Origin of the sequence: Mycobacterium sp. RTGN6, from assembly GCF_033804605.1 — a bacterium.
Classification (GTDB): Bacteria; Actinomycetota; Actinomycetes; order Mycobacteriales; family Mycobacteriaceae; genus Mycobacterium.
The window spans coordinates 372883-396978 of the sequence record NZ_JAPZKZ010000008.1 but is presented as its reverse complement, the minus strand read 5'-3'; the positions used below and the strand labels follow the sequence as shown (position 1 = coordinate 396978).

Annotated in this window: 24 protein-coding genes and 2 pseudogenes; 17 read left to right on the top strand and 9 right to left on the bottom strand. The window is 64.6% G+C overall.

All coding sequences use genetic code 11. From position 1 onward, the window contains the following. Nucleotides 1-261 precede the first annotated feature (261 nt). Nucleotides 262-1107: an alpha/beta hydrolase gene (locus SLQ33_RS21570; protein WP_319455908.1), complete on the top strand. Its 846-nt coding sequence runs from the start codon at nt 262-264 to the stop codon at nt 1105-1107. A gap of 98 nt (nt 1108-1205) precedes the next feature. Here SLQ33_RS21570 and SLQ33_RS21565 read toward each other — a convergent pair whose 3' ends face one another. Further along, the gene (locus tag SLQ33_RS21565) at nt 1206-1991 is read right to left on the bottom strand and encodes an IclR family transcriptional regulator (RefSeq protein WP_319455907.1); all 786 of its coding nucleotides are present in this window, start codon (nt 1989-1991) and stop codon (nt 1206-1208) included. Between the two features lie 306 nt (nt 1992-2297). On the opposite strand from SLQ33_RS21565, the gene SLQ33_RS21560 reads away from it, so the two are divergent. The 11 genes from SLQ33_RS21560 to SLQ33_RS21510 all read left to right on the top strand — a co-directional run bounded on the left by SLQ33_RS21560 (nt 2298) and on the right by SLQ33_RS21510 (nt 14075). After that, nucleotides 2298-2981, top strand: a complete 684-nt coding sequence (locus SLQ33_RS21560) for a TetR/AcrR family transcriptional regulator (protein WP_319455906.1) — start codon at nt 2298-2300, stop codon at nt 2979-2981. A 258-nt stretch (nt 2982-3239) separates the two neighbouring features. Further along, nucleotides 3240-4097 carry a formyltetrahydrofolate deformylase gene (gene purU / locus SLQ33_RS21555; protein WP_319455905.1) on the top strand — a complete coding sequence of 286 codons (858 nt, stop codon included), beginning with the start codon at nt 3240-3242 and terminating at the stop codon, nt 4095-4097. Nucleotides 4098-4107: 10 nt separating this feature from the next. After that, nucleotides 4108-4989 carry a bifunctional methylenetetrahydrofolate dehydrogenase/methenyltetrahydrofolate cyclohydrolase gene (locus tag SLQ33_RS21550; RefSeq protein ID WP_319455904.1) on the top strand — a complete coding sequence of 294 codons (882 nt, stop codon included), beginning with the start codon at nt 4108-4110 and terminating at the stop codon, nt 4987-4989. Beyond that, nucleotides 4986-5780, top strand: coding sequence for a 2-keto-4-pentenoate hydratase (locus SLQ33_RS21545; protein WP_319455903.1), 795 nt, complete (start codon nt 4986-4988; stop codon nt 5778-5780). The genes SLQ33_RS21550 and SLQ33_RS21545 overlap by 4 nt, the downstream gene beginning before the upstream one ends. A 26-nt stretch (nt 5781-5806) precedes the next feature. After that, on the top strand, nt 5807-6754 hold the full coding sequence (locus SLQ33_RS21540) for an acetaldehyde dehydrogenase (acetylating) (RefSeq protein ID WP_319455902.1): 948 nt from the start codon (nt 5807-5809) through the stop codon (nt 6752-6754). Then, on the top strand, nt 6751-7809 hold the full coding sequence (gene dmpG, locus SLQ33_RS21535; protein ID WP_319455901.1) for a 4-hydroxy-2-oxovalerate aldolase: 1059 nt from the start codon (nt 6751-6753) through the stop codon (nt 7807-7809). The genes SLQ33_RS21540 and dmpG overlap by 4 nt, the downstream gene beginning before the upstream one ends. A 191-nt stretch (nt 7810-8000) precedes the next feature. Next, on the top strand, nt 8001-8303 hold the full coding sequence (locus tag SLQ33_RS21530) for a bifunctional 3-phenylpropionate/cinnamic acid dioxygenase ferredoxin subunit (RefSeq protein WP_319455900.1): 303 nt from the start codon (nt 8001-8003) through the stop codon (nt 8301-8303). Nucleotides 8304-8383: 80 nt separating this feature from the next. Beyond that, entirely contained in the window at nt 8384-9520 is a 1137-nt protein-coding gene (pabB, locus tag SLQ33_RS21525; protein ID WP_319455899.1) for an aminodeoxychorismate synthase component I, read from the top strand. A gap of 219 nt (nt 9521-9739) precedes the next feature. Then, nucleotides 9740-11098, top strand: coding sequence for a hypothetical protein (locus SLQ33_RS21520; RefSeq protein ID WP_319455898.1), 1359 nt, complete (start codon nt 9740-9742; stop codon nt 11096-11098). Then, nucleotides 11098-12792 carry an amidohydrolase gene (locus SLQ33_RS21515; protein WP_319455897.1) on the top strand — a complete coding sequence of 565 codons (1695 nt, stop codon included), beginning with the start codon at nt 11098-11100 and terminating at the stop codon, nt 12790-12792. The genes SLQ33_RS21520 and SLQ33_RS21515 overlap by 1 nt, the downstream gene beginning before the upstream one ends. A gap of 44 nt (nt 12793-12836) precedes the next feature. Further along, a complete protein-coding gene (locus tag SLQ33_RS21510) occupies nt 12837-14075 on the top strand; it encodes an FAD-dependent monooxygenase (RefSeq protein WP_319455896.1) in 1239 nt (412 codons plus the stop codon). On the opposite strand, the gene folP is transcribed toward SLQ33_RS21510, so the two are convergent. Together folP and SLQ33_RS21500 are read right to left on the bottom strand one after the other, a co-directional pair. Next, nucleotides 14072-14896 carry a dihydropteroate synthase gene (gene folP / locus SLQ33_RS21505; protein ID WP_319455895.1) on the bottom strand — a complete coding sequence of 275 codons (825 nt, stop codon included), beginning with the start codon at nt 14894-14896 and terminating at the stop codon, nt 14072-14074. The genes SLQ33_RS21510 and folP overlap by 4 nt on opposite strands. Before the next feature lie 80 nt (nt 14897-14976). After that, the gene (locus SLQ33_RS21500) at nt 14977-15852 is read right to left on the bottom strand and encodes a methylenetetrahydrofolate reductase (protein ID WP_319455894.1); all 876 of its coding nucleotides are present in this window, start codon (nt 15850-15852) and stop codon (nt 14977-14979) included. Between the two features lie 160 nt (nt 15853-16012). Between SLQ33_RS21500 and SLQ33_RS21495 the strand changes: the two genes are divergently transcribed. After that, on the top strand, nt 16013-16579 hold the full coding sequence (locus tag SLQ33_RS21495; protein ID WP_319455893.1) for a MarR family winged helix-turn-helix transcriptional regulator: 567 nt from the start codon (nt 16013-16015) through the stop codon (nt 16577-16579). Nucleotides 16580-16586: 7 nt separating this feature from the next. Beyond that, nucleotides 16587-17067 (top strand): annotated as a pseudogene (locus tag SLQ33_RS33630) (hypothetical protein); the annotation flags it as partial. Here SLQ33_RS33630 and SLQ33_RS21480 read toward each other — a convergent pair. The 5 genes from SLQ33_RS21480 to SLQ33_RS21460 all read right to left on the bottom strand — a co-directional run bounded on the left by SLQ33_RS21480 (nt 17009) and on the right by SLQ33_RS21460 (nt 21234). After that, nucleotides 17009-17719: an IclR family transcriptional regulator gene (locus tag SLQ33_RS21480; RefSeq protein WP_319455891.1), complete on the bottom strand. Its 711-nt coding sequence runs from the start codon at nt 17717-17719 to the stop codon at nt 17009-17011. The pseudogene SLQ33_RS33630 and the gene SLQ33_RS21480 overlap by 59 nt on opposite strands. A gap of 74 nt (nt 17720-17793) precedes the next feature. Further along, entirely contained in the window at nt 17794-18735 is a 942-nt protein-coding gene (locus tag SLQ33_RS21475) for a PDR/VanB family oxidoreductase (RefSeq protein ID WP_319455890.1), read from the bottom strand. Between the two features lie 95 nt (nt 18736-18830). Continuing rightward, entirely contained in the window at nt 18831-19274 is a 444-nt protein-coding gene (locus tag SLQ33_RS21470) for a hypothetical protein (protein WP_319455889.1), read from the bottom strand. 40 nt (nt 19275-19314) lie between these two features. Beyond that, nucleotides 19315-19848, bottom strand: a complete 534-nt coding sequence (locus tag SLQ33_RS21465) for a 3-phenylpropionate/cinnamic acid dioxygenase subunit beta (protein WP_319455888.1) — start codon at nt 19846-19848, stop codon at nt 19315-19317. Nucleotides 19849-19905: 57 nt separating this feature from the next. Next, nucleotides 19906-21234, bottom strand: coding sequence for an aromatic ring-hydroxylating dioxygenase subunit alpha (locus SLQ33_RS21460; RefSeq protein ID WP_319455887.1), 1329 nt, complete (start codon nt 21232-21234; stop codon nt 19906-19908). A 322-nt stretch (nt 21235-21556) separates the two neighbouring features. Between SLQ33_RS21460 and SLQ33_RS33625 the strand changes: the two are divergent. Further along, nucleotides 21557-21730 (top strand): annotated as a pseudogene (locus tag SLQ33_RS33625) (TetR family transcriptional regulator); the annotation flags it as partial. Nucleotides 21731-21742: 12 nt separating this feature from the next. Further along, nucleotides 21743-22210: a hypothetical protein gene (locus SLQ33_RS21455; protein ID WP_319455886.1), complete on the top strand. Its 468-nt coding sequence runs from the start codon at nt 21743-21745 to the stop codon at nt 22208-22210. Here the strand turns inward: SLQ33_RS21455 and SLQ33_RS21450 are convergent, their stop codons facing one another. Beyond that, nucleotides 22211-23005, bottom strand: coding sequence for an SDR family NAD(P)-dependent oxidoreductase (locus SLQ33_RS21450; RefSeq protein ID WP_319455885.1), 795 nt, complete (start codon nt 23003-23005; stop codon nt 22211-22213). Nucleotides 23006-23174: 169 nt separating this feature from the next. Here SLQ33_RS21450 and SLQ33_RS21445 point away from each other — a divergent pair, with 169 nt between their 5' ends. Continuing rightward, nucleotides 23175-24095, top strand: a complete 921-nt coding sequence (locus tag SLQ33_RS21445) for an IclR family transcriptional regulator (protein WP_319455884.1) — start codon at nt 23175-23177, stop codon at nt 24093-24095. Nucleotide 24096 lies beyond the last annotated feature (1 nt).

Genomic DNA, 24096 nt, shown 5'->3' with positions numbered 1-24096 from the left:
GTCGATGACGACGACGAGTGGGTGGTCACCTACATGGACGCCTCCAGCATGTGGGGTCACCGACCGGTCAATGCCCTACCGCCGGGATGTTCCGAGCCCGTCGATGCCGAATCCGCCCTGGTGCCGGCCGACGTCTAACTCCCACGATTCGCGGCGCCACGAATTCGGCGAGGTCCGGCTCTCACTCGGGGCTCTCACTCCCAAACATGTTCAGATTGCTTGTTTTTCGAAAGAATCACTAGGAAAGGTGTGCACAAGACCATGGGTAACAACAACGGCAATTTCGTGAAGACGGGCGGTTTCCGGACCTATTACCTCGATGAGGGCTCCGGCGACCCGGTGATCCTGTTGCACGGCGGTGGCGCCGGGGCCGACGGCATCTCGAACTGGTCGAAGTGTCTACCGCTGTTCGCGAAGCGCAAGCGCACGATCGTCGCCGACCTGGTCGGGTTCGGCCACACCGACGCGCCCGATCCGGCCAACTTCACTTACAGCCAGGAATCGCGTAACGATCAGATCATCGCGTTCATCGAGGCACTCGGGCTCGAGCGCGTCAGCATCGTGGGAAATTCCATGGGCGGGGCGACCGCAATGGGCGTGGCGATGCGCCGACCCGACCTGGTGTCGAACCTGATCCTCATGGGTTCTGCTGGAGTGACGGCCGACGCCCCGCAGACCGAGGAGGCGAAGGCGGCCTTCGTCAATCTCATGGGTTACGACTTCACGCCCGACGGTATGCGCCGGGTGATCTCGGCGCTGGCCAATCCCGGCTACCAAGCCACCGAGGACCAAGTCCAATATCGTTACGAACTTTCGGTGCAGCCGCACATCCGCGCCGCCTATAGCGCCGTCCTGGCCTGGGTACGGGAGAACAGCCTGGACTACAAGCGAAGTGACATCGCTCAAATCAAGACACGAACCCTCGTCTTCAACGGCAAAGACGACCTCGTGTGCCCCATCGCCAACGCTTACCTGTACCTCCAACTCCTCGAGAACTCCACCGGCTACCTCGTCCCTCATTGCCGCCACTGGGCGATGCTCGAATATCCGGACTTGTTCTCCAGTGTCACGTTGGACTTCCTCGACGACTACCAAGCCGGCAGCTGATTCGACCGGTGAACGGCGTGCGGACAGTGCCACCCTGGCGCTGTCCGCATCTGCTGTTGCTGAGTCGATGCCCGACCGATGGACGTCGGGCCCGTTGCTCAGATGGACAGCGCGGCGGCGGCTTTTCGGACTCGGTCGGCCAGGCGCGTTGCGTTGAAGTGGGCGGTGGTGGTGCTGATCGACAGCGCGGCGATCGGCTGCTGGCTTCGCCTATCGATGATCGGCGCGGCCACGCAGGCAAGCCCGAGTCGGCATTGCTCGATCTCGACGGCAACACCGTCGTCCTGCGCCCGACTCAACTCGCGGTAGAACGCCCCAGGGACACTGACCGTCTTCTCGGTAAGTCGGGGCAGCCCACGCCGCACGATGTCTTCGACGACGCCGCCAGGGGAGCGAGACAACAGCACCTTGCCCAGTGCCGTGCAGTGCGCCGGATTGCGACTCCCAATGGCGGTCGGACACGGCCAACCGCCATGTCCGAACACCTTCTCCAGGTAGAGCACCTGATCGTCGTGCAGGACCGCGAGATGGACGACCGCACGCGTTTCGTGATGCAACTCCACCATGAACGGGATGGCACGATCCCGGAGTCCCCGTGGGCCGGCGGCCCGCGAGCCCAGCTCGAACACGTGCTCTGCGAGGCGGTACCGGTTGCCGTCTCGCTTGATGTAGCCATGACGAAGCATCACCGTCAGCAAACGGTGCGCAGTTGACTTGGGTACCGCGGCGGCCCGGGCAAGCTCGGTCACCCCGAGCACCGCCCGCGTTTCGTCGAACGCGCTCAACAGCGCCAAGGTACGACTTGCCACGTTGCTCGGCGAGGAGCTGTGGGCGGCGGGCTCAGAACACTCCGCAGCTTCCTGTTCGATGATGTCGGCGCTCATTGACGACCTCGCAATACACATCCTGACGACGGCCTTCTCGGTGGGGGCTGGTGCTGATCCGAGAAGTAAACCGTGGTTTACTTGGCTGACGCTAGCACAGGCCGGCAGTGGTGTCGACCACATTCGAATCGATGTTGTGGTCACGGTCACATCAACGGAAATCCACCGCGAAGGGCACCCGGATGGACATGTCGCTGCGTCCGCTGTGGGTCTTTGCTGGCCGTCGCGGAAATAGGTGGCAGCGCGATGGAAGGGACCTCAGATTTCCGGCCGCAACCCATCCAGTTAACTTGGAGCGTGCACTAAATGGCATCGGTAAGGGATATGGCAGATCAACCCACTGAACAGGCCGGCACGACACAGTCTCGACGCCAGCCCGATACGGCCGACCCACCGTCGGTCGGCTCGGCCCGGCCACGTCGAAGACGGTGTGCGCGACGAACTCGAGAAGAGATTCTCGCCGCGGCCGCTCGACGGTTCGCTAGTGGTGGGTACGCGACTGTCACTCTGAAGGAAATCGCGGCTGATGCCGGGGTGACTGCCGCGCTCGTCGTGCGTTACTTCGGATCGAAGGTCGAGCTCTTTCGAGCGGTACTGCGCGAAAGCTCCCCGTCCCGCGTGGGCGACGACGTGCTGGCTGGCCCAACGGAAACGTTGGGTCTGAGACTGGCCAAGTTTCAGGTCGAGACGTGGCTGACACCTGAGCTGGTCGCCGCGCCGATTGCTGCCTTGAGATCGCTCGACGTGGGAGATGCCAGGTCAGTTCTCTCGACCGAGATTGACCGCCGATTCACCGAGCCGTTGACAGCGGTGCTCTCAGGACCGAACCCGCAAGTCCGGGCGAAGGTGATGGTTTCACAGATGATTGCGATCGGCCTGTTCGCGTTCGGCTTGCTCCTGGACCCAGATGGGCCGAAGCCGAGCGCAGAGGAGATCGACGAAATCACGCGGATGTTCGGCGCAGCCCTGCAAGCCTCCATTACCGCTTGATGAGCGCGCTCGGCGGCGCTCATCCGCCAGTCTGAGCCGACGACCCGTGCGGCTCGCCCACCAGAAGCCGTGTCGCGCCTCAGGGTTCCACCCCACGGAACGCTCGGCGCCAAGATTGGCGCGCAACGGGGTGTGATGGAGGTGCGCATCGGCACTGTCTTGCCGGTGGACCAAAGTACCTAGGAGCGACACGAAGTGGCGAGCGCGAACAAGCGGTCGGTAAACGAGATCGACTCTCCCGGCAGGAGAGTCTGATCCGTGACATCCACTTACACGGTGAAGTTCGCCTGCCCAGACAAGCCCGGCATCGTCAGCAGGGTCACGACGTATCTCGTTCGAATCGGTGGGAACATTCTCGATGCCCAGCAGTTCAACGACACCCTGAGCGGGCAGTTCTTTTGCCGCGTCGAGTTCGAGGTGCCCAGCGGCGTTGGCAAGAGCCACGTCGAGCAGAACTTGAGCGAGAGCCTCACCCCGCTGGCCGCTGAATGGTCGATGTCGGCGAATTCGGATCGGATTCGCGTGCTGCTCATGGCGTCGAAGAGCGATCACTGTCTGGTGGATCTGCTGTACCGGTGGCGCAACGGCGACTTGCCCATGGAGGTTGCGGGCGTGGTTTCCAACCATCCGCGAGAGACGTACTCGCACATAGATTTCGGTGACATCGCGTTCCACCACCTACCGGTCACTGCCGACACGAGGATCGAACAAGAAGCCAAGCTCGTCAGCATCATCGAAGAGCACGACATCGAACTCGTCGTGCTCGCCCGGTACATGCAGATCCTGTCCGACGAGCTCTCCCGCTACCTCCATGGCCGGTGTATCAACATTCATCACTCGTTCCTGCCGGGCTTCAAAGGTGCAAAGCCCTATCACCAAGCGCACGCCCGCGGCGTGAAGCTGATCGGAGCGACTGCGCACTACGTCACCGGCGACCTCGACGAAGGCCCCATCATCGTCCAAGACGTCGAACCGATCAGTCACCGGGACACACCAGAGCGCCTGATCCGCAAGGGTCGAGACATCGAACGCCGGGTCCTCGCCCGTGCGGTCTCGCACCACCTTCATCAACGAGTTCTCATCCATGGCAAGACCACCGTCGTCTTTCCGGAGTGAAGCAACCCCAATGACCGCCGCCGCCGAATTCTCCCCGCCAACGCCGCTGACATACGTGCTCGACGGCAAACACACTGCCGACATCATCATGGAGGAACTGCGCGGCAGGGTAGGGCAGCTACACAAACGGGGAATTCGGCCGGGTCTTGGTACCGTGCTCGTCGGTGCCGATCCCGGCAGTGTCTCCTACGTTGCCGGCAAACATCGGGACTGCGCGAAGATCGGCGTTGAATCGATCAGGGTCGAACTCCCCGCTGACGCAACTGAAGCCGACGTGCGTCGCGCCGTCGACGACCTCAACCACGACGCCGCCTGCACGGGTTTCATCGTCCAGCTTCCCCTCCCTGAGGCGATCGATCGGGGACGGATCCTCGAGTCGATCGACCCCGACAAGGATGCGGACGGGCTGCACCCAGTCAACCTCGGTCGGCTGGTGCTCGGGGTGCCTGGCACGCTGCCCTGCACTCCCCGCGGCATCGTCGCGTTGCTTCGCCGCTACTGCATCCCGTTGACCGGTGCCGACGTGGTCGTCATCGGCTGCGGGGTCACCGTCGGCCGGCCGCTGGGCTTGCTCCTGACGCGCAATACCGAGAGCGCCACGGTGACCCTGTGCCACCAAGAAACCCGCAACATCGCCGACCACGTCCGACGTGCAGACATCGTCGTAGCCGCAGCAGGCTCCGCGGCGCTCGTACAGGCCGACGATCTGCGTCCAGGCGCAGTCGTCGTCGACGTCGGCATCACCCTCACTGAAGCGGGCCTCGTCGGCGACGTCGCCCCCGACGTCGTCGGCACCGCAGGGTTTCTCGCGCCCATGCCTGGTGGCGTCGGACCGATGACCCGCGCCATGTTGTTGGCCAATGTCGTCGAAATTGCAGAAAGGCAGCCGTGAACCAACAAGTGATCAACGAGGCCGCGGCCAGACTCGAACGAGCTAGTGCAACCGGTACGCCGTGCGGACCGGTGCGCGACTTGATTGGAAGCGAAGACATCGATTCCGCGTATCGGGTTCAATCACACAACATCGAAAGGCTTTTGACCGATGGCCGAACCCGGGTCGGCCGCAAGATCGGTCTGACGTCGCCAGCAGTACAGAAGCAACTGGGCGTGGACCAGCCCGACTTCGGCGTCCTCCTCGACGACATGGACTGCTCGAATGACGCACGAGTGGACTCGACACGATTGCTACAACCAAAGATTGAAGTCGAGGTCGCGTTTCTGTTGTCACGCGACATCACCGAGCCCGTCACCGCCGCGGCGGCGCCGGAGTTCGTGAGCACGGCGTTCGCGGCGTTCGAGATCGTTGACAGTCGAATCGCGAACTGGGACATCAGTCTCGCTGACACCGTCGCCGACAACGCGTCGTCGGGGCTCTACGTGCTCGGGGATGCACTGGAGCGCAGTAGGACTCCGAACCTCGCCGACGTTGCGATGACCATGACCGCCGACGGCGAAGAGGTCTCGAACGGCAAGGGAGCCGATTGTCTCGGCAGTCCATGGGCCGCCCTGGCGTGGTTGGCGAATGTCAGCCTGACCTACCGAGCTCCGCTTCGGGCAGGCGAAGTGATTCTCTCCGGCGCGCTCGGGCCGATGGTCGTCGTGAAGCCGGGTTCGACGTACCGGGCCTCGCTCTCCGGCATCGGCGACGTCGCCGCGACATTCAGCTCCGTGCCCGACAGGTGACATTTCGACATTGAAAGCAGGACAACGTGAGTCGCACAAAAGCCGCGGTCATCGGATCGGGAAATATCGGCACCGATCTCGTCATCAAACTCAAGCGCGTCGCGAAGAACGTCGAGATCGTCGTTCTGGTCGGCATCGACCCGGCGTCGGACGGCCTGGCCCGGGCCCGGCGGATGGGCATCAGCACCGTCGACTCCGGCGTGCACGGCCTGATCGCGCACCCCGACTTCGCCGACATCGACATCATCTTCGACTCGACGTCGGCGAAAGTCCATGTGGCCAACGAGGAAGCACTGCGGCCGTACGGTAAGCGCCTCATCGATCTCACACCGGCAGCAATCGGCCCGTACGTGGTACCCGCGGTCAACCTCGACGAACACCTGGATGCTCCCGATCTGAACATGGTGACGTGTGGCGGTCAGGCGACCATCCCCATCGTGGCGGCGATCTCTGCCGTGACCCCAGTGCATTACGCAGAGATCGTGGCCTCGATCGCGTCGAAGTCCGCAGGGCCGGGAACCCGCGCGAACATCGATGAGTTCACCGAAACCACGTCCGCGGCAATCGTTGAGGTCGGGGGTGCGGCGTACGGAAAGGCGATCATCGTGCTCAATCCGGCGGAGCCGCCGCTCATCATGCGCGACACGGTGCTCACGCTGGTGACAGAGCCCGACCAGGACGCGATCCGCCGGTCGGTCCTCGACATGGTCGCAACGGTGTCCGCCTACGTACCGGGGTACCGGCTCAAACAAGACGTGCAGTTCACCCGGCTAGACGACGCCGAATCCGTTGCCACGCTGACCGGTGGTGTCGAGAAGGGGCCCGGCTTGTGGAAGGTGTCGGTCTTCCTCGAAGTCGAAGGTGCCGCGCACTATCTCCCCGCGTACGCGGGGAATCTCGACATCATGACCTCTGCCGCAGTGCAAGTGGCGGAGACGATCGCCGAAGCCAAGGCTCTGGAGCTGGCACGATGACCGACACTTCCCGTCCGAATGCAGCCGATGGTGCCGCGCTCTACATTCAGGACGTCACCCTGCGTGACGGCATGCACGCGATGCGGCATCGCATCAGCCCGGCCAACGTCGCGAGGGTCGCTAGCGCGCTCGACACCGCGGGCGTCGACGCGATCGAGGTCACCCACGGCGACGGTCTCGCCGGCCACAGCCTGACGTACGGTCCCGGCAGCAATACCGATTGGGAGTGGATCGAAGCGGCGGCATCGGTGGTCCATCGGGCCAAGCTGACCACTCTGCTGCTTCCCGGCGTCGGTACCGTGTCCGAGCTACAGCACGCATTCGACCTTGGCGTGACGTCCGTGCGAGTGGCTACGCACTGCACCGAGGCCGACGTCTCGGCGCAGCACATCGCCAAGGCCCGTGAGCTGGGTATGGACGTTGCCGGCTTCCTGATGATGTCGCATCTCGCGGAGCCAGAGCAGTTGGCAGAGCAGGCGAAGTTGATGGAATCGTATGGCGCGCTTTGTGTCTACGTGACCGACTCTGGCGGACGCCTGACGATGGACGGTGTCCGCAAGCGCATCCGCGCGTACCGTGACGTGCTCGACGCGGACACGCAGATCGGTATCCATGCACACCAGAATCTGTCGCTGTCGGTGGCCAATTCAGTGGTGGCGGTGGAAGAGGGAGTCATCCGGGTCGACGCGTCGCTCGCCGGTCACGGCGCTGGCGCAGGCAACTGCCCGATCGAACCGTTCGTGGCGGTCGCGAATTTGCATGGGTGGAAGCATAATTGCGATCTCTTCGGGTTACAGGATGCGGCCGACGACATCGTTCGACCATTGCAAGACCGACCCGTTCAAGTCGATCGTGAGACGTTGACGCTCGGCTTTGCCGGTGTCTATTCGAGCTTCCTGCGACATGCCGAGTTTGCCGCAAAGGAGTACGGACTCGACACGCGCGCAATCCTTCTCGCGGTCGGTGAGCGCGGCCTGGTCGGTGGGCAGGAAGACCTCATCGCCGATATCGCGCTCGACCTGGCAGCTTTGCAGAGCACTGCAGAACCCCTCTGACGTCGCGCTCACGATCGATCCGCCGCGTGCTGACCGAGCGCCGGGGTTGGGACGGATGTTCCGCCGAATGGAACGCCAGAGTTCCCGTCGCGGCACGAGTGGGCTTGTCTTCTAGGTATGCGCCATGACGCTCATCTTCATGGTTGAGCACGACGATCAGACCGACAGACAGCAACAAGAGGAGGCCGACGGTGGCGTGGATAAAGGCGTGCAGTGTCGGAGATTTCGAACCCGACGAGGGAATCAGGGTGGAAGCCGATCCGCCGGTGGCGGTGTTCCACGTCGACGGCGAGTACTTCGCCATCGGCGACATCTGCACCCATGGCCAGTCGTCGCTGGCCGAAGGTTACCTCGACGGCACCGAGGTCGAGTGCTCGTGGCACTTTGCCAAGTTCTGCCTTCGCACCGGTCGCGCGCTCACCCTGCCGGCGACCGAGGACGTTGCGACCTACCCGGTGCGGGTGGAAGACGACATCGTCTTCGTCGACGTCTAGGCATGCCACGATCGAGGACACGTTGGTGAACGTCGCCGCTTCGGCTACGCCGTTGCAGACGCCGCGGGGTTGATCGCCCCATGAGGCCGCCGACGCCCTGGGCCCGGTTCGACGACATGCGCGGTGGTGGCGCGCAGTTCTTCCGCACGACTGTTCACGAACTCGTGGCGACCCGTCCGGAACACGTGGCCGAGGTTCTCGCAGAGGTAGACCGAGTTACCCGTCAGGGCTCGTGGGCCTATGGGTTCGTCTCGTACGAGGCCGCGGCAGGTCTCGATCCGACGCACGTCGTCCACGAACCGGTGGATGGCCTGCCCCTGGCCTGGTTCGGAGTGTGCCCCAGTCCCGAATCCGTGCCGGTGGTGGTGCCGCGGGCTCAGCGCTCGTATCGCGTCGGAGAGTGGAGATATCAGTGGGGACCGGACGAGCATCGACGTCGACTCGAATCGGTCCGCCGGCTCATCGCCGCGGGGGAGACCTATCAGTGCAACCTGACGACGAGGCTGTCAGCCGACGTCGACGGAGACCTATTCCAACTGTACGGGGACATGGCGCACGGTCAGGGCAGTTCCTACAACGCCTTTCTGGATCTCGGACGCTTCGTGATCGCAAGTGCGAGTCCTGAGCTCTTCTTCAAAATCTCCGGCGACCGGCTGCTGATGCGACCGATGAAGGGTACTGCCCCCCGCGGGCGCACCCCCGCGGAAGACGCCGAGATGGTCGGCGCGCTGCAGGCCAGCGCGAAGGAGCGCGCGGAGAACATCATGATCGTCGATCTGGTCCGCAACGATGTCGCACAGCTTGCCGTGACGGGCGGGGTGGCGGTCACGTCGTTGTGCCGCGCCGAACGGTACGAGACGGTGTACCAGCTCACGTCCGAAGTCGTTGCGCAGTTGCGGCCCGACGTCGACCTGGTCGATGTCTTCCGAGCGTTGTTTCCTTGCGGATCGGTCACCGGTGCGCCGAAGGCCAGGACGATGGAACTCATCCGGGACCTCGAGGACGGGCCCCGCGGCGTCTACTGCGGAGCGATAGGCGTCGTCGCACCGCCTGACCAGCCCGTCCGTGCGCGCTTCAACGTGGCGATCCGCACCACGGTCGCAGACCGAAGCACCGGAATCGCCACCTATGGCACCGGCGGTGGCATCACCTGGGATTCGCGGCCCGCCAGCGAGTACGCCGAACTCCAGGCCAAGGCCGCGCTGCTTACCACATGACTTGACGGGCACCGTGTCCGTGTCAATTCGCCGGTCTACCGCCGGTCCGTCCGTCATGCCCACACCCGGACACCGACCACGAGAGAGAATCTGTTCATATAGCTAGACAAGAAGCTTTACAGTGAGATATACAGATTCTGGAAATTCCGCGCTTACGACGACGTCGCGCTCCCCGAGCCGGGTGCGTCACCTCGTCGACCGATACGAGGAGACAGCGACATGACCACCGAGAGTCTTGACGACAAGATCAACCGCATCGGGAGCGCGGTCGAGATGCTCAGGAACGCCCAGGCCGGTGCGTTCGAGATCCCCGGCACTGGTGAATTCGGAAACTGGCGTGATGAGCAGGCGGCGTGGAAGAAGACCGCTGTCGTCTTCGACCAGTCCTTCCACATGACCGACGTCTACTTCACCGGGCCTGACGTGAGACGCCTGCTCTCGGACACCGGGGTCAACGGCTTCGGCACCTTCGGACGGAACAAGGCGAAGCAGTTTGTGGCCTGCAACGAGGACGGCCACGTCGTCGGCGATTCGATCCTGTTCGGGTTCGAGGACGACGAGGTGAGTCTCGTCGGCCGGCCGGCCATCCCGAACTGGGTGGCCTATCGCGCCGAAACTGGCGGTTACGACGTGACGGTGTCACGTGATGAAAGGACCCTTGCGAACAAGGGGCTTCGCCGGACATTCCGGTATCAGCTGCAGGGGCCGAACGCGGGCCGCGTCGTGGAAAAGGCCCATGGCGGTCCGATCGCGCGGATCAAGTTCTTCCAGATGGGTGAGTTCAGCCTGGCCGGTTGCCCGGTCCGTGCGCTCAACCACACCATGTCCGGCATCCCCGGTGAGGAGCTGACCGGTCTGGAGCTCATTGGGCCGGCTGAGCAGGGACCCGAGGTCATGGAGGCACTCGTGCAGGCGGGAGGGGAGTTCGGTCTGGTTCGCGGCGGGGCCATCGCGTACCCGACGACCACGTTCGAGTCGGGATGGATTCCCTCGGTGACCCCGGCGATCTACTCGGGTGACGCGATGAAGCCGTACCGGCAGTGGCTCGGTGCCGACAGCTGGGAGGCGAGCATTTCGCTGGGCGGTAGCTTCGAGTCCGCCGATATCGCCGACTACTACCAAACCCCGTGGGAACTGGGATACGGCCACCTCGTGAAGTTCGACCACGACTTCATCGGCCGCTCGGCCCTCGAAAAGCTGGCCGACGGACCCCACCGGCGCAAGGTGTGGCTGCGCTGGAACGACGACGACGTGCAACGGGTGATCGCGAGCAGTCTCTTCGACGAGCCCGGTACCGGCGCGAAATACCTCGACACCCCGAAAACGGTCTATTCGTCGTTGCCCTTCGACCAAGTCCTGATCGGCGATCGGCTCGTCGGTCTGTCGACCTACGCCGGATACACGGTCAACGTCGGCGGCTGGCTGTCGTTGGCGATGCTCGACGAGGCCGACATCCGAGACGGAGCCGAAGTCACCGTCGTCTGGGGCGAGAGCGGCGGCGGCTCGCGCAAGCCCACCGTCGAGCGTCACGTGCAGACGCACATCCGCGCCACGATCAGCTCGAGCCCGCTCGTCTGATGCCGGCCACCATTCCCGCGGACCTTGTTCTCGTCGGTGGGCGGGTGTGGACCGACCGCACCTGTGCACTTGGGGATGGGATGCCGACGGCCGTCGCGGTAACCGACGGCCGGATCCAGGCCGTCGGCGGCGATTCCGAGGTGTTCCCGTATATCGGAAGCCACACCAACGTGGTCGATGTCGAGGGGCGTCGGATAGTCCCGGGTCTGGTGGACTCGCACCTGCACGCCGTGCGCGCAGGGTGGAGCTACCTCGCCGAACTCGACTGGACTCAGACGGGCTCGGTGGCCGCGGCTCTGGATTCCATCACCGTCGCGGCGCGCGAGCGTGCGCCGGGGCGATGGATCACCGCGCTTGGGGGGTGGCACCCGACGCAGTTCTCGGAGCGTCGGGGGCCGAGTCGTACCGAGCTCGACGCTGCCGCGCCCCGGCATCCCGTATTCGTTCATCCGGTCTACGGCTTCGCCGATCACGGCGTGCTCAATACCGTTGCGTTGCAGGCGCTCGGCTGGACCGGCCAGTGCCAGGACCCGTCGGGCGGCACCTTGTACCGCCTGTCCGACGGCACGCCGGACGGTCGCCTGACCGGGGTGTCCGCGTTCCAGGCCGTCGTAGCGGAGGCCTTGCAGCCGACCACCGAGGAGTCGGAGGCGTCCACCCGGGCCTTCTTCGGCAGGCTCGCCGGGTTGGGCCTCACCGGCGTAATCGACGCAGGCGGGCTCGGCATGGTGCCGGAGAAATACGGTGCCGTGCGCGCACTCTGGCGGCGTGGCGAGTTGCCGCTTCGGGTGCGGATGTTCGTTGGTGCCGTCACAGCCGGTCGGGAGGCCGAGGAGCTCGCCAACTGGCAGCGCTACCTCACGCCGGCGCTCGGTGACGACATGCTCTCCGTCCTCGGTCTGGGTGAAGCCCTGCACTACGGGTGTCATGACTGGGAGGGCATGGCGCCGTTCGCGGTGTCGCAGCAGTCCCGCGACGAGCTCGCCGAGACCTTGCTGCGCAGCGCCCGCGGCGGGTGGCCGTTGACCATCCACGCGATCCTCGACTCCTCGGTGACCGTTGTGCTGGACGCCATCGAGTCGGTCGTACGGCAGGTACCGATCGAGGGCCTCCGGTGGTCGTTGTGTCACGCCGAGTGCGCCAGCATGCGCAATCTCGAGCGGATGCGCGCGCTCGGGCTGGGGCTGACGGTGCAGAGCCGCATCTCCCACAAGGGTGCGGTCTGTGCCGAGAGGTGGAGCGAGGACGTGTTCCGGCACGCCCCGCCCCTCGGGGACATCGCAGAGCTCGGCATCCCGTTCGGCGCCGGGACCGACGGCACCCGCGCCGCCTCCTACAACCCGTGGCGGGCCTTGTGGTGGTTCGTGACCGGCCGATGCCAGGACGGCGGTCCCCGTCGGGACGCGCGTCATCGGCTCGACCGTGCGACGGCGCTCGACGCCTACACCCGGGGCAGCACTTGGTTCTCGTTCGAGGACCACCGCCGCGGTCGCCTCTTGGCGGGGGCCGATGCCGACCTGAGCGTGCTGTCGGCCGACTACTTCACCGTCGACGAGGACGAGATCCCCTCCATTACTTCGGAATTGACCATCGTCGCCGGGCGCGTGGTGCATGCCGGACACGCCTTCGCGGACCTCCCGATCGAGCTCCACCCGTCCCGCCCGGCGCCGGGCACCGCTGCGGTGACGGGGTAGTAGTCCCCGGCGGCGTCCACCGGTTTCACAGGAAGGAAGAACCCATGTCCGCAGCTTCAGCGCGGTTGAGCGTCGGCGTCATCGGAGGCGGAATCGGCGGCGCCGCCGCCGCCCAATTCCTCCGTCGAGCGGGTGTCGACGTGACGGTGTTCGAGCAGGCCGACGAGTTTCGCGAGGTCGGGGCAGGCGTGCAGGTGAGCCCCAACGCCGTGCGCCTACTGGAGCGGGTGGGGATCGCGGAGCGACTCGCCGAGTTCGCCGCGACGCCTGACGTCATCTGGCAGTTCCACAAGTGGCGCACCGGCGAGATCATCTTCGAGCAGGAGCTCAGCGACGCGAACCGAGCGGCGTGGGGGGCTCCGTACTTCCTCGTGCACCGGGCGAAGCTGCTCGCGGCGCTGTGCCAGGGCCTCCCAGCGGGAACGATCCGGCTGCGTGCTCGCTGTACCGATCTCGAGCGGCTGCCCGACGGGCGAGTACGGCTCGTCCTCGACGGCCAGCCCGACCGGCCGGTGTTCGATGCCGTCATCATCGCCGACGGTATCCAGTCGCCCTTGCGCGCCAAGGTATTTGGGTTCGCCCCACCGCTGTTCTCCGGTTATTACGCCTTCCGTGCCGTCGCGGACCGAGCCGCCACGCCGTTGCCCGCGCGTCCCGCCGCGATGGCCATCTGGTTGGGACCGGACCGACACTTCGTGCACTACCCGATCGAACGCGGAGAGGTGGTGAACCTCGTCTGCGCGGTGCCCACGCCGACGTGGGATCACCCCTCGAATTGGGCTGACGGAACCGTCGAGGAGTTCCGGGAGGCCTTCGCGGGTTGGCATCCGACCGTCGATGCCCTCATCTCCGCGGCCACGACCACACGCAAATTCGCGCTCTACTACAGCGACCCACTGCCCACGTGGACCGACGGGCCCATCGCGCTGCTTGGCGATGCCGCGCACCCGATGCTCTCGTTCTTCGCGCAGGGATCGGGACAGGCGATCGAGGACGCGGCAGTGCTTGCCCGGAGCCTGCAGGGAGTGTCACGAGACGGTGTGGCGGAAGCCCTTTCGACCTACGCGGCGATCCGCCGACCGAGAAGCGGCGCGATCCAGCAGAACGCCAATGCGCGCCTGCACTCCTACCACTTCGAGGACGGCCCCGAGCAGGTCGCCCGCGACGAGCGGCTCGCCTCGTCCGACCCGTTGACGGCGAACAGCTGGGTCTACGAACACGACGTCGAGCAGGAATTCGAGGAGCGGCGCCCGGTGAGTGTGAACGGTTCCGACGCGGGCTAGGGGAGCAGGGTCGCCGCTGACTTCGTGGCCGCCCTGGACCAGCTCGCGGCAACCGCGACGGCTTGCAGAGTCGAGCGCACGTCGTGCACTCGGACGCAGTATGCGCCGGAGGCCGCTGCGAGCGCGGCGACCGCCACGCTGGCCGGATCGCGCTCCCTCGGGGGAGGCATGGGGCCGGGAAGGTCGGCGAGCACATCCACGAGGAATGACTTGCGTGAGGCTCCGACGAGGATCGGCCTTCCCAGGCGGCCCAACTCGTCGAGGGCAGTCAGCAGGCGCCAGTCGTGCTCGGCTCTCTTGGCGAACCCGAGGCCGGGGTCGAGCACGATGCGTTCCGCATCGACGCCGGACGCGACCAGCGCGTCGAGTCGTCGTTCGAGCTCCGTTACGACGTCGCGGACGACGTCGTCGTACTGGGCGTGGCCCCTCATCTGTGCGCTGGGTGCACGCCAATGCATCGCCACGTATGCGGCACCGGAAGAGGCGACACACGCGGCCATCGCTGGGTCGGCGAGACCGCCGCTCACGTCATTCACGACGACGGCACCGACCGACAGCGCGCGGTCGGCGACTCGACTGCGGGTGGTGTCCACGCTGACGGCCAATCCCGCGGAGGCAAGTTCCCGGATGACCGGGACGACGTTCTCGAGCTCCACCTCGACGGGTACGCGCGGGGCACCCGGACGCGTTGACTCGCCGCCCACGTCGATGATGTCGGCCCCTTGGGCGGCCAGCATCCTTGCGTGGCGGATGGCATCTTCGGTCCGCAGATAGGCACCACCGTCTGAGAAGGAGTCGGCGGTGACGTTGACGATGCCCATGACGAGACATCGGCCGGGGCAAGGCAAACCGGGGATCTGCGGAGGTTCGGAGAACCCGGGTAGCACGGCCGGTCGCTGGTTCAGGGCCGCAGTTCGATTGGTGCACTGCCGTCGACTTCTCGTTGCCACGCGATGGTGGCGGCGACCTGGTTGAACGAGAACAGGTGCAGCCCCTTGATCCCGAGGTCGTCGGAGGTCAGGTCGTCGCCGATCTCGTCGAGCAGGTGCTCGGGCCGGTAGGTGTTGCCGACCAGCAGGTTGCCCACAAAGCCCCGTTGGTGGGTGAGGAACTTGATCGAGGAGCCAACCCCGATGCGCAGCGACAGCTCGACGAGCTTCCTCGTCTTGAGGGGTGCGGCGAGCCCAAGGCTCAACGGCAGGCGAACGCCCGCGGCCCGGATCCGCTGCACCCAGTCCACCAGCGAGCCGGCGTGGAAACACAGCTGGCTCACCATGTAGGTGGCCGCGAGCTCTTGCTTCCTCAACAGGTCGGCAACCAGGACGTCGTCGGCGATCTGCGGGTGTCCCTCGGGGTAACACCCCACGCCGACCGAACGGATGGTGTGGCCCGATCGGGCCAACGCCTCCAGTAGCTCGGCCGACGACGCAAACTCGCCTGCGGGGTCGGGTGCGTCGCCACCGATGACGAAGAGGTCCTCGATCCCCGTGGATACCAGGGTCTCGACGATGCGCCCGAGTTCGGCCTCGTCGACGATTTGGCGAGCCGCGAGGTGCGGGATCACCCGGTGGCCACGGGCGGCCGCGGTGGCTGCCAGGGCCAGAGTCGCGTCGAGACCGAATTTCGAGGAGCAGGTCACCGTGATCGTCGTACCGGTCGGCACCTGCTGGAGCTTCTCCTCGGCGCTGCGCATCGGAATGACCTCGAGGGCTGCCGAGGCGACCAGGGTGCGGATGACCTCGGCGTCATCATCGGATGGCTTCTCGTCGGGATGCACGGCGTTCCTTCCTCTGCAGCCGGACGCGACGGGAGTTCGAAGCGCGTGAGCTACGCGCTCTGGTATATCTCACCGGAATGCTATTACGCAAGCTTTCTATCAAGCATTCGGCTGGAGTACTATTCTGCGAGGGTCGAACGGGATTGAGCGAGGTGGGAGCGTGACGGGCACTGAGAAGCGCGGCGTTGGCCCGCGCGACCGCGTCGACCGACTGTCGGAGGACCTAAATGCGCAGATCGGTGGGCTCGACCGCGTCGAGTACGACCTGACCAAGCGCGTCGGCAGGCTCGGCGTGATGCTTGAGGACGCAATGAACTCCTGCCTGGCGCGGTGGGGGATGACCCGTGCCGACTACGGGGTGCTCACCGCCCTTCGATCGGTGGGTGAGCCGTACGAGCTTCGTCCGACCGACCTACGCGAGCGCATCCTGCTCTCCTCGGGAGGCACCAGCAACGTCCTCAATCGTCTCCTGAAGGCCGAACTGGTGACCCGCGCGCCCGACTCGACCGATGGGCGGAGCAGCTTCGTTCGCCTGACCACGACGGGCCTGGAGCTCGCCGACGAGATCGTCAAGGAGTGGGCCCGTGTGCAGCAGGACCTCTTCCGGGCCGTGCCCGTCGAGGCGAGCCAGGCGGCATCCGACGCCCTACGGCGGGTTCTGATCGGTTTCGGCGACCACGAACCGCCTGAGCCGCAACGCAGACGCGTGTCCCTCGTCCAACCCTGACTGGCTCGACTACGTACGGCGCGGCACCTCGAGTCTGGATGCCGCGTTGGACCTGGCCACCGGCAAAGGTATCGGCTCGCTGCAAGCCCGCCATCACGCCCAGGAGTTCCTGGCGTTCCTCAAGAAGATCGACGCTGACGTCCCCGCCAACCTGGACTGCCACGTCCTGCTCGACAACGCCTCCACCAAGAGACCTCGCGGTGAAGCGTTGGCTGACAAACCATCCCAGATTCGTCTTGCACTTCACCCCGACTGGGCGATGCTCGAATATCCGGACTTGTTCTCCAGTGTCACGTTGGACTTCCTCGACGACTACCAAGCCGGCAGCTGATTCGACCGGTGAACGGCGTGCGGACAGTGCCACCCTGGCGCTGTCCGCATCTGCTGTTGCTGAGTCGATGCCCGACCGATGGACGTCGGGCCCGTTGTTCAGCTGGACAGCGCGGCGGCGGCTTTTCGGACTCGGTCGGCCAGGCGCGTTGCGTTGAAGTGGGCGGTGGTGGTGCTGATCGACAGCGCGGCGATCGGCTGCTGGCTTCGCCTATCGATGATCGGGGCGGCCACGCAGGCAAGCCCGAGTCGGCATTGCTCGATCTCGACGGCAACACCGTCGTCCTGCGCCCGACTCAGTTCGCGGTAGAACGCCCCGGGGACACTGACCGTCTTCTCGGTGAGTCGGGGCAGCCCACGCCGCACGATGTCTTCGACGACGCCGTCGGGGGAGCGAGACAACAGCACCTTGCCCAGTGCCGTGCAGTGCGCCGGATTGCGACTCCCAATGGCGGTCGGACACGGCCAGCCGCCGTGTCCGAACACCTTCTCCAGGTAGAGCACCTGGTCGTCGTGCAGGACCGCGAGGTGGACGACGGCCCGCGTTTCGTGATGCAACTCGACCATGAACGGGATGGCACGATCCCGGAGTCCCCGTGGGCCGGCGGCCCGCGAGCCCAGCTCGAACACGTGCTCTGCGAGGCGGTACCGGTTGCCGTCTCGCTTGATGTAGCCATGACGAAGCATCACCGTCAGCAAGCGGTGGGCAGTTGACTTGGGTACCGCGGCGGCCCGGGCCAGGTCGGTCACCCCGAGCACCGCCCGCGTTTCGTCGAACGCGCTCAACAGCGCCAAGGTACGACTTGCCACGTTGCTCGGCGAGGAGCTGTGGGCGGCGGGCTCAGAACACTCCGCAGCTTCCTGTTCGATGATGTCGGCGGGGTTCACAGATCAAGCACGAGCCGCGGGCAGGCGGCCCTGGACACGCAGATGCACATCGTGTCGTTGGCCTGCTGGTCGGCCGGTGACAATACCGAATCGCGGTGATCGATCTCGCCTTCGAGGACGCTGATCTCACAGCTCCCACACGTCCCCTCCTCACAGGAGTAGTCCACGTGAACGCCTGCCTCCTTCACCACTTCGAGGATCGACTTGTCCGGTGGGACGGTGAGGATTATCGCCGATGTGCTCAGCTCCACCTCGAAGGTCTCGGCACGTACCTGGTCGCTGACGTCCTTCGGGCTGAAGCGCTCGAGATGCAGACTGCCGCGCGGCCAGGACTCGCATTGCCGCTCCACCGCCTCGATGAGGGGCTCGGGCCCGCAGACGTAAACCAGGGTGTCTGATTGCGGGGCTCCGAGAATGGCTGTGAGGTCAGGCAAGCCGACCTCGTCCCGCGGGTACACCGTGACCCGGTTCCTGCCGGCGTCCTGCAGGCGTGCCAAGAAGGCCATCGACTCGCGACTGCGACCCCCATAGTGCAGCTGCCAATCCGCGCCCGCGTCCTCGGCCGCGCAGGCCATCGGCAGGAGTGGAGTAATGCCAATTCCCCCTGCGATGAAGATGTATTTCGGCGCACGCTCCAGGAGGAAACGGTTGCGTGGACCGCGCACGTCGACCAGCGCACCTTGATGAAGTTTGTCGTGGACGTACTGAGAGCCGCCCCGACCGCCTGGCTCCCTCAGAACCGCGATGCGCCACACGTCGCGCTCAGCAGGAACTCCGCACAACGAGTACTGCCGGACCAGGTCATGACCGGTCTTGATGTCGATGTGAGCGCCAGCAGACCACACCGGTAGATTCTCGCCGGACGGGGATCGAAGGTCGAGGACGACGACGCCCTCAGCGCCGACGTTACGAGCAGTTACCTGCAGCTGCAGGTCCACCTCGTCGTGAATGGTGTGCAATGGTGTGTCCTTTCGGATATCAATTGCGACGCAACGGATTGCGGCGGATTGATGCTCGACCCCGACTCTTCAAGTCAGCGCACGCCTGCTCCGTAGGGATACTCGAGCAGCTGGGACAGGGACTCCTTGGTCTGGAGAGCCAACGCTTCAAGATCAACGATGGAAAGCCGCACACTGCCACCGAGTTTGGGCGCGACGATCTCGAGCCGGTCGGTGGACTCATCTACATTCACCCGGTTGAGCCGGACCGTCGCGAACTCGTTGCCGAAGTCGATCGATGTCACCTTCTCACCCTGCGTATGAGGTGTGTAGCGACAAGTGCGGTCCGCCATGTCGTCGGCGGCCGCCAAGCGCCACAGTGTGAACGTTTCCGCGGATTGCCATGTAAGGCTTTCCAACTGAAGCGGGTCGAGAAGAACGGTGGCGCCGGAGCGGCCGGCGACGATCTCTATGCGGTTCCCGTTTCGTGTGGGGACCTTGGTGACGAACACCAAGGGTTTCGCGCTTTCGTTGAGCACGATCGAGATGTTCGTTGCGGGCGAAGACATTCGCCGACCCTTAAAGGAAAACCGAGAGGCTGTGCGTGGCCAGGGTCGACTGATCAACCAGGATTCGCCGGTGGGCCAATTGCCAGCCACCCTCCCCGTGGCGCAGCACATCACAACGCTCCGCGGAAAGTAGGTCGTAGGCGGGTGAATCCCCGCGTGTCCGGTAGAGGATGACAATGGACTTCACCAACACCTCATCTGGAGCAGCGCCCGGTCGGGCCCGGATGTTGGAGATCACATGGCGAGTGCGTGAGGGGGGATCCTCGGCCCACGCGTACTCCCCGGCCAGGCGTTCGATTCGCTTGGCCAAGCGATACTTGTTCTCCTCGAAGTGAAAGATGTTGTCGAGGAAGCCCGTCCCCTCGCCGCGGGCACGGGTAACACGCACGGGCATGAGGTATTGCACATCGTCTGTGAGCAACCCAAGCCAGTCCTCGAGGCGTCCGTCGTCGAGCAGTTCGGCTTCGAGGAACAAGAAGTCGCGGACCTCGTCGTAGACTCCACGGTCCACGGGGAGGTCCGGTGTTATTTCGGTTGTCGTCATCAGGATTCCGATCAGTCGTAGGACGTATGCTCAACCCGCCGATCCCGGCCGAAGCGACTAAGTGGTCATGTAGTCGAGCCAGGTGGACCACATCTGGCGGTGGGCGAACTCTGTGTAGGCGATGGGGTAGGCCTTACCCGGTCCACGCCAGTCCGGGATGGGTTCAAGGTGGTTCAGCCCCATGCTGAAATTGAGGTAGAAGTCGTTCGCCATGTTGCCGCGGGCGACACGGGTGATGCTGGTCCAGTTCTCCGCATCGTCTTGCTCGACCGTTCCGGAGGCGCCCATCGAGAGCGTGTATGCCTTGCGGGAAGCATCCTTGAACTCCTGGGACGCCTCCTTCTCGACTGCGAACCATGACCAGATTTCAATGCGCCCGGGTCCCACTGGTTGCCACACCCGAAATGTCGTGTAAGGGGCCGGAATACCGTCTGCCTCTGGCGCGGCAGGAGCGTTGAGGAAGCTGAGGTTGGGGAAGATGCTTCCATGTGACGGGATCAAGCTCAGCTCCTCGAGCATGTGCAGCTGATCGGGATCGAGGTTCCGTTTCCATTCCGCGACCAGTTCTGGGGGGCACCCTGCGTAGCTTCCCGGTGGAATTCGGAACAGGCCACCACCTGCACGGTCGGTGACCCACTGCGGTGACTCGAGATGGAAGTCGTAGCCGGACACCGCTGTGATGCCCGCATCGATGGTGCTGCGGTGACTAAACGCGATGTGGTACGCATCGCCAATGAAGTTCTCCGTGGCGAGCTTCCAATCAGCGGAAACCACCCATCGTTGCGGTGCACCAACGAATTCGAGGCCGGCCGCGCTCCTGCGTGTGTAGAAGTTCAGGTACCACTCGGCGCCGCCCAGGTACTCGATCAAGCTCGGCGCCTCGAGGTCGAGATTGCCGAAAATCAGTCCATCGTAGGAGTCCATGCGCGGAATTGGCATCAGCCCCCACTGCGACCTGTCGAGGTTGGAGCCGTAAATCCTTCCGCGGAAGGGCACCCCGCGTAGTGCGCCGTCGTTCTTGTAAGTCCATGCGTGGTAGGGGCAACGGAAGTGCGACGCATTGCCGACCTCGCTGCGGCACACCTGCATCCCGCGGTGTCGACAGGCATTGAACAGCACCCTGATCTCACCGTGCTCGTCGCGCACCACGATGAACGAATCGTCCACGATGTAGCGGACGACGTAGTCCCCCGGGTTCGGGATTTCGGACTCGTGGGCCAGGAACGCCCAACTGCGCCGGAAAATCCTGTGCTTCTCCATCTCGAAGATGTCGACATCGTTGTAGACGCCGGCAGGCATCCTGCCGTCCTGCAGGGCTCGGGCGACATCCTCGACGAGCGCAGCACCGCCTCGTAGGTCCGTGCGTGCGTGCACCAGATCGGTCATCACTACTCCTTGTCGTCGTCGAGGAAGTCAAATGCTATGCGGGAAGCCAACTGTGGGTACTCAAGCGACGCCCAGTGTCGGCAGGTACCGCGAGTCCTAGTAGGTCTGGCCCGAAGGTGGACCACACCTTGGCGTCGGGTGTTTCCACCCAGGCATGGCCCAATGATGTGATCCTCACTGGCGGTGTTCCTTTCGTTGCAACCTCGGGTGCGCATCAAAAGGCTGATCCTGAACGCGGGCCTACTCAACCGTTGGTTCCGCCAAACGGAACTCCCCCGAGCACGGAAGCCTCCGGGCACCGGAGCTGCGCTATCGTCAGGGCGTGGTGACGCGCGGTACCGATGGCACTAACAGCTCCCGTGAGTTGATCCTCATCGCCGCGGAACGACTGATGGCTGAGCGCGGTTACACCCGAACCTCCATCGCAGCGATTTGTCGGGAGTCGGGACTGCCTACGGGGTCGCTCTACTGGCACTTCGCCAACAAGGCAAGTATCGCCGCCGCCGTCATGCGGGAGAACATCGACTCGTTCTTCGCCGAACTCCCACGCCCTGAAGATCTTCGCGGCGAGACGGAAGAACGCCTACGCGCGTTCTACGGCGCTGCCGCAGACGTGATCGCTACCCGTTCGACCTATTTCCGGCTGGAGGCCGTTCTCTATCAGGAGACGCCCGCGGGCAGCGACTTGATCGAAACCTTCGAACAAAGCGAGCGGTACTTGCTTGGGCAAATCGCCAACGTAATCCAAGTCATCGCCACCGACGCGGGCGTACCGCGGCCTGGTCCCTTCGCAGTCGAGATGGCCGAGTTGACCATCTCCCTGACCCGGGGCAGCGTTCGACCGCTTGGCCGAGCGGACGACGCCGAAAGGGTCAAGATCACGATGCGCCGACTTGCGCATCTGATCGGCCTTTGCATCGATGATGCGGTGGCGCACGGCACTTTTCCGATGTCTCAGCTCGTCGAGCGCTCCTGATCAGCGGGGTCGTCGCGGAACGCCGACGCCAGTCAGATCGATGACTGTCCCGGTCGCCGTGCGCGCCTCACCCTCAGCCGCAAGTAGGACGTAGGCCTCGGTGTAGTCGGCCGGGGTGGCCTCGATACCCAGTGCCAGGGTGTCCTTCTGTAGCTGCCCGATGGGCAACACGTCTCCGATGGGCTGTTCAGCCAACTGCATCGCCGAAGGCCCGCGCAGGTCGGTTGCCATGCCCCCGGGCGCAACCGCGTTGACCCGAATCTGCGGAGCCAATTCGTAGGCAAGCTGGCGGACGAGCCCCAGTCCGGCGTGCTTGGACGCGGTGTAGAGCACGCCGCCACCGCCACCGGGGTATAGCGCAGCGTTGGACAAGGTGAACACCATGCGGCCCCCACGTGCCAGCAGATACGGGGCGGCGGCCTTGGCTCCCAGGAGGTAACCCTTGACGTTGACGCCGAAGAGTTCGTCGAAACCTGCGTCGAGATGCTCGACGCTGGACCCGAGGAGCGAGCGAGAAAAGTCCCACAGCCCGGCGTTGCCGACCAAAACGTCCAACCCGCCGAAATTCTCCTCGGCGATCATGCAGGCTTTCGCGTTGTCGGCGAAGTCCGTCACGCTGCCGCACACGGTGCGAACGCTGTCACCGAAGCGATCAGCCAGTACCCGCAGCTTCGTCTCAGAACGGTCCAGAACGACGACTCGACCACCCTCCACGACGAAGCGTTCAGTGATCGCAGCGCCGAGTCCCGAACCACCGCCCGTGACGACCGCCGTGGTCCCGAGCAGCCTGTTCATCGAAGTTCCTTCCTGCGACCGATCTCGGCGCATCTGCATCATCGGAAGCTTCCGCCACTTCAACCAGTCGCAGTTCCACGTCGCGGAACACATTGCGGATTGACTATGACCGGCATCACGAGTACGGTCTAGAATGTCGTTCTAGAGATGGCCTGGTAAAGGTAGCGTGATGGCGGAAGATGCTGAACTACAACAGGACCCACATCAGTCGAACTCGTCGATTCAGACGACTTCCGTGCTCGAACGTGGCTTCGATGTCCTCGACGCATTCCGGGGTGGCCCCCAAACCCTGACTTTTGCGCAGATTGCCCGACGGAGCCGATTGCCAAAGTCGACTGCCCACCGCATCATCGGCATGCTGCTGCTGACCGGAGCACTCGAACGCCAAGGTGCGGCGTATCAGCTCGGTATGCGGATCTTTGCACTGGGCGTCGAATCCGCTGAGAGCCGCCTGCGCAGCCGCGCCCTGCCCGTGCTACAGGAATTGCACCGCCGCAGTAGACAACCGGTGCATCTCGCGGTTCTGCGCCAGACCAATGTGGTCTATCTGGAGAAGCTCACGGCGGCGGGATCCATCTCGACGCCAGCCAAGATCGGCCAGCCCCTTCCTGCGCACTGCACTGCCATCGGGAAATCTCTGATGGCCGCAGAGCATGACTGGGACCGACCGCGGGCTCAGCTTTCTCCTCTCACCCGCAACAGCATCACCGACCCGGGTGACATCCGCGGCACTTTGTCGGTCATCCGGACGCGCGGCTTCGCGGTGGACAGGGGTGAATCGTTGGAAAGCTTGGCATGCCTCGCCGCGCCGGTTTACCTTCACGGTTCAGCCGTCGCTGCTGTCTCCGTCTCTTTTCCCGTCGGAGACGGATCGGGCGAGGCGCTCGTTCCGATGGTGCGAGAGGCCTCGACCAGGATCGGGCGTGTCCTCTCACGGACGCTTGCCGCGGGAGTGACCCGAACGAGCGGCTCGACAGCGACGGACCACGCCGCGTTCGTTGTCGAAAAGGCTGCCTACGCGCCCCAATTGGATGAGCCCGCCGTGTCGAACGGCGCGGGACGGCGTGGGCACCGTCGCCTTCAGGCCTGAG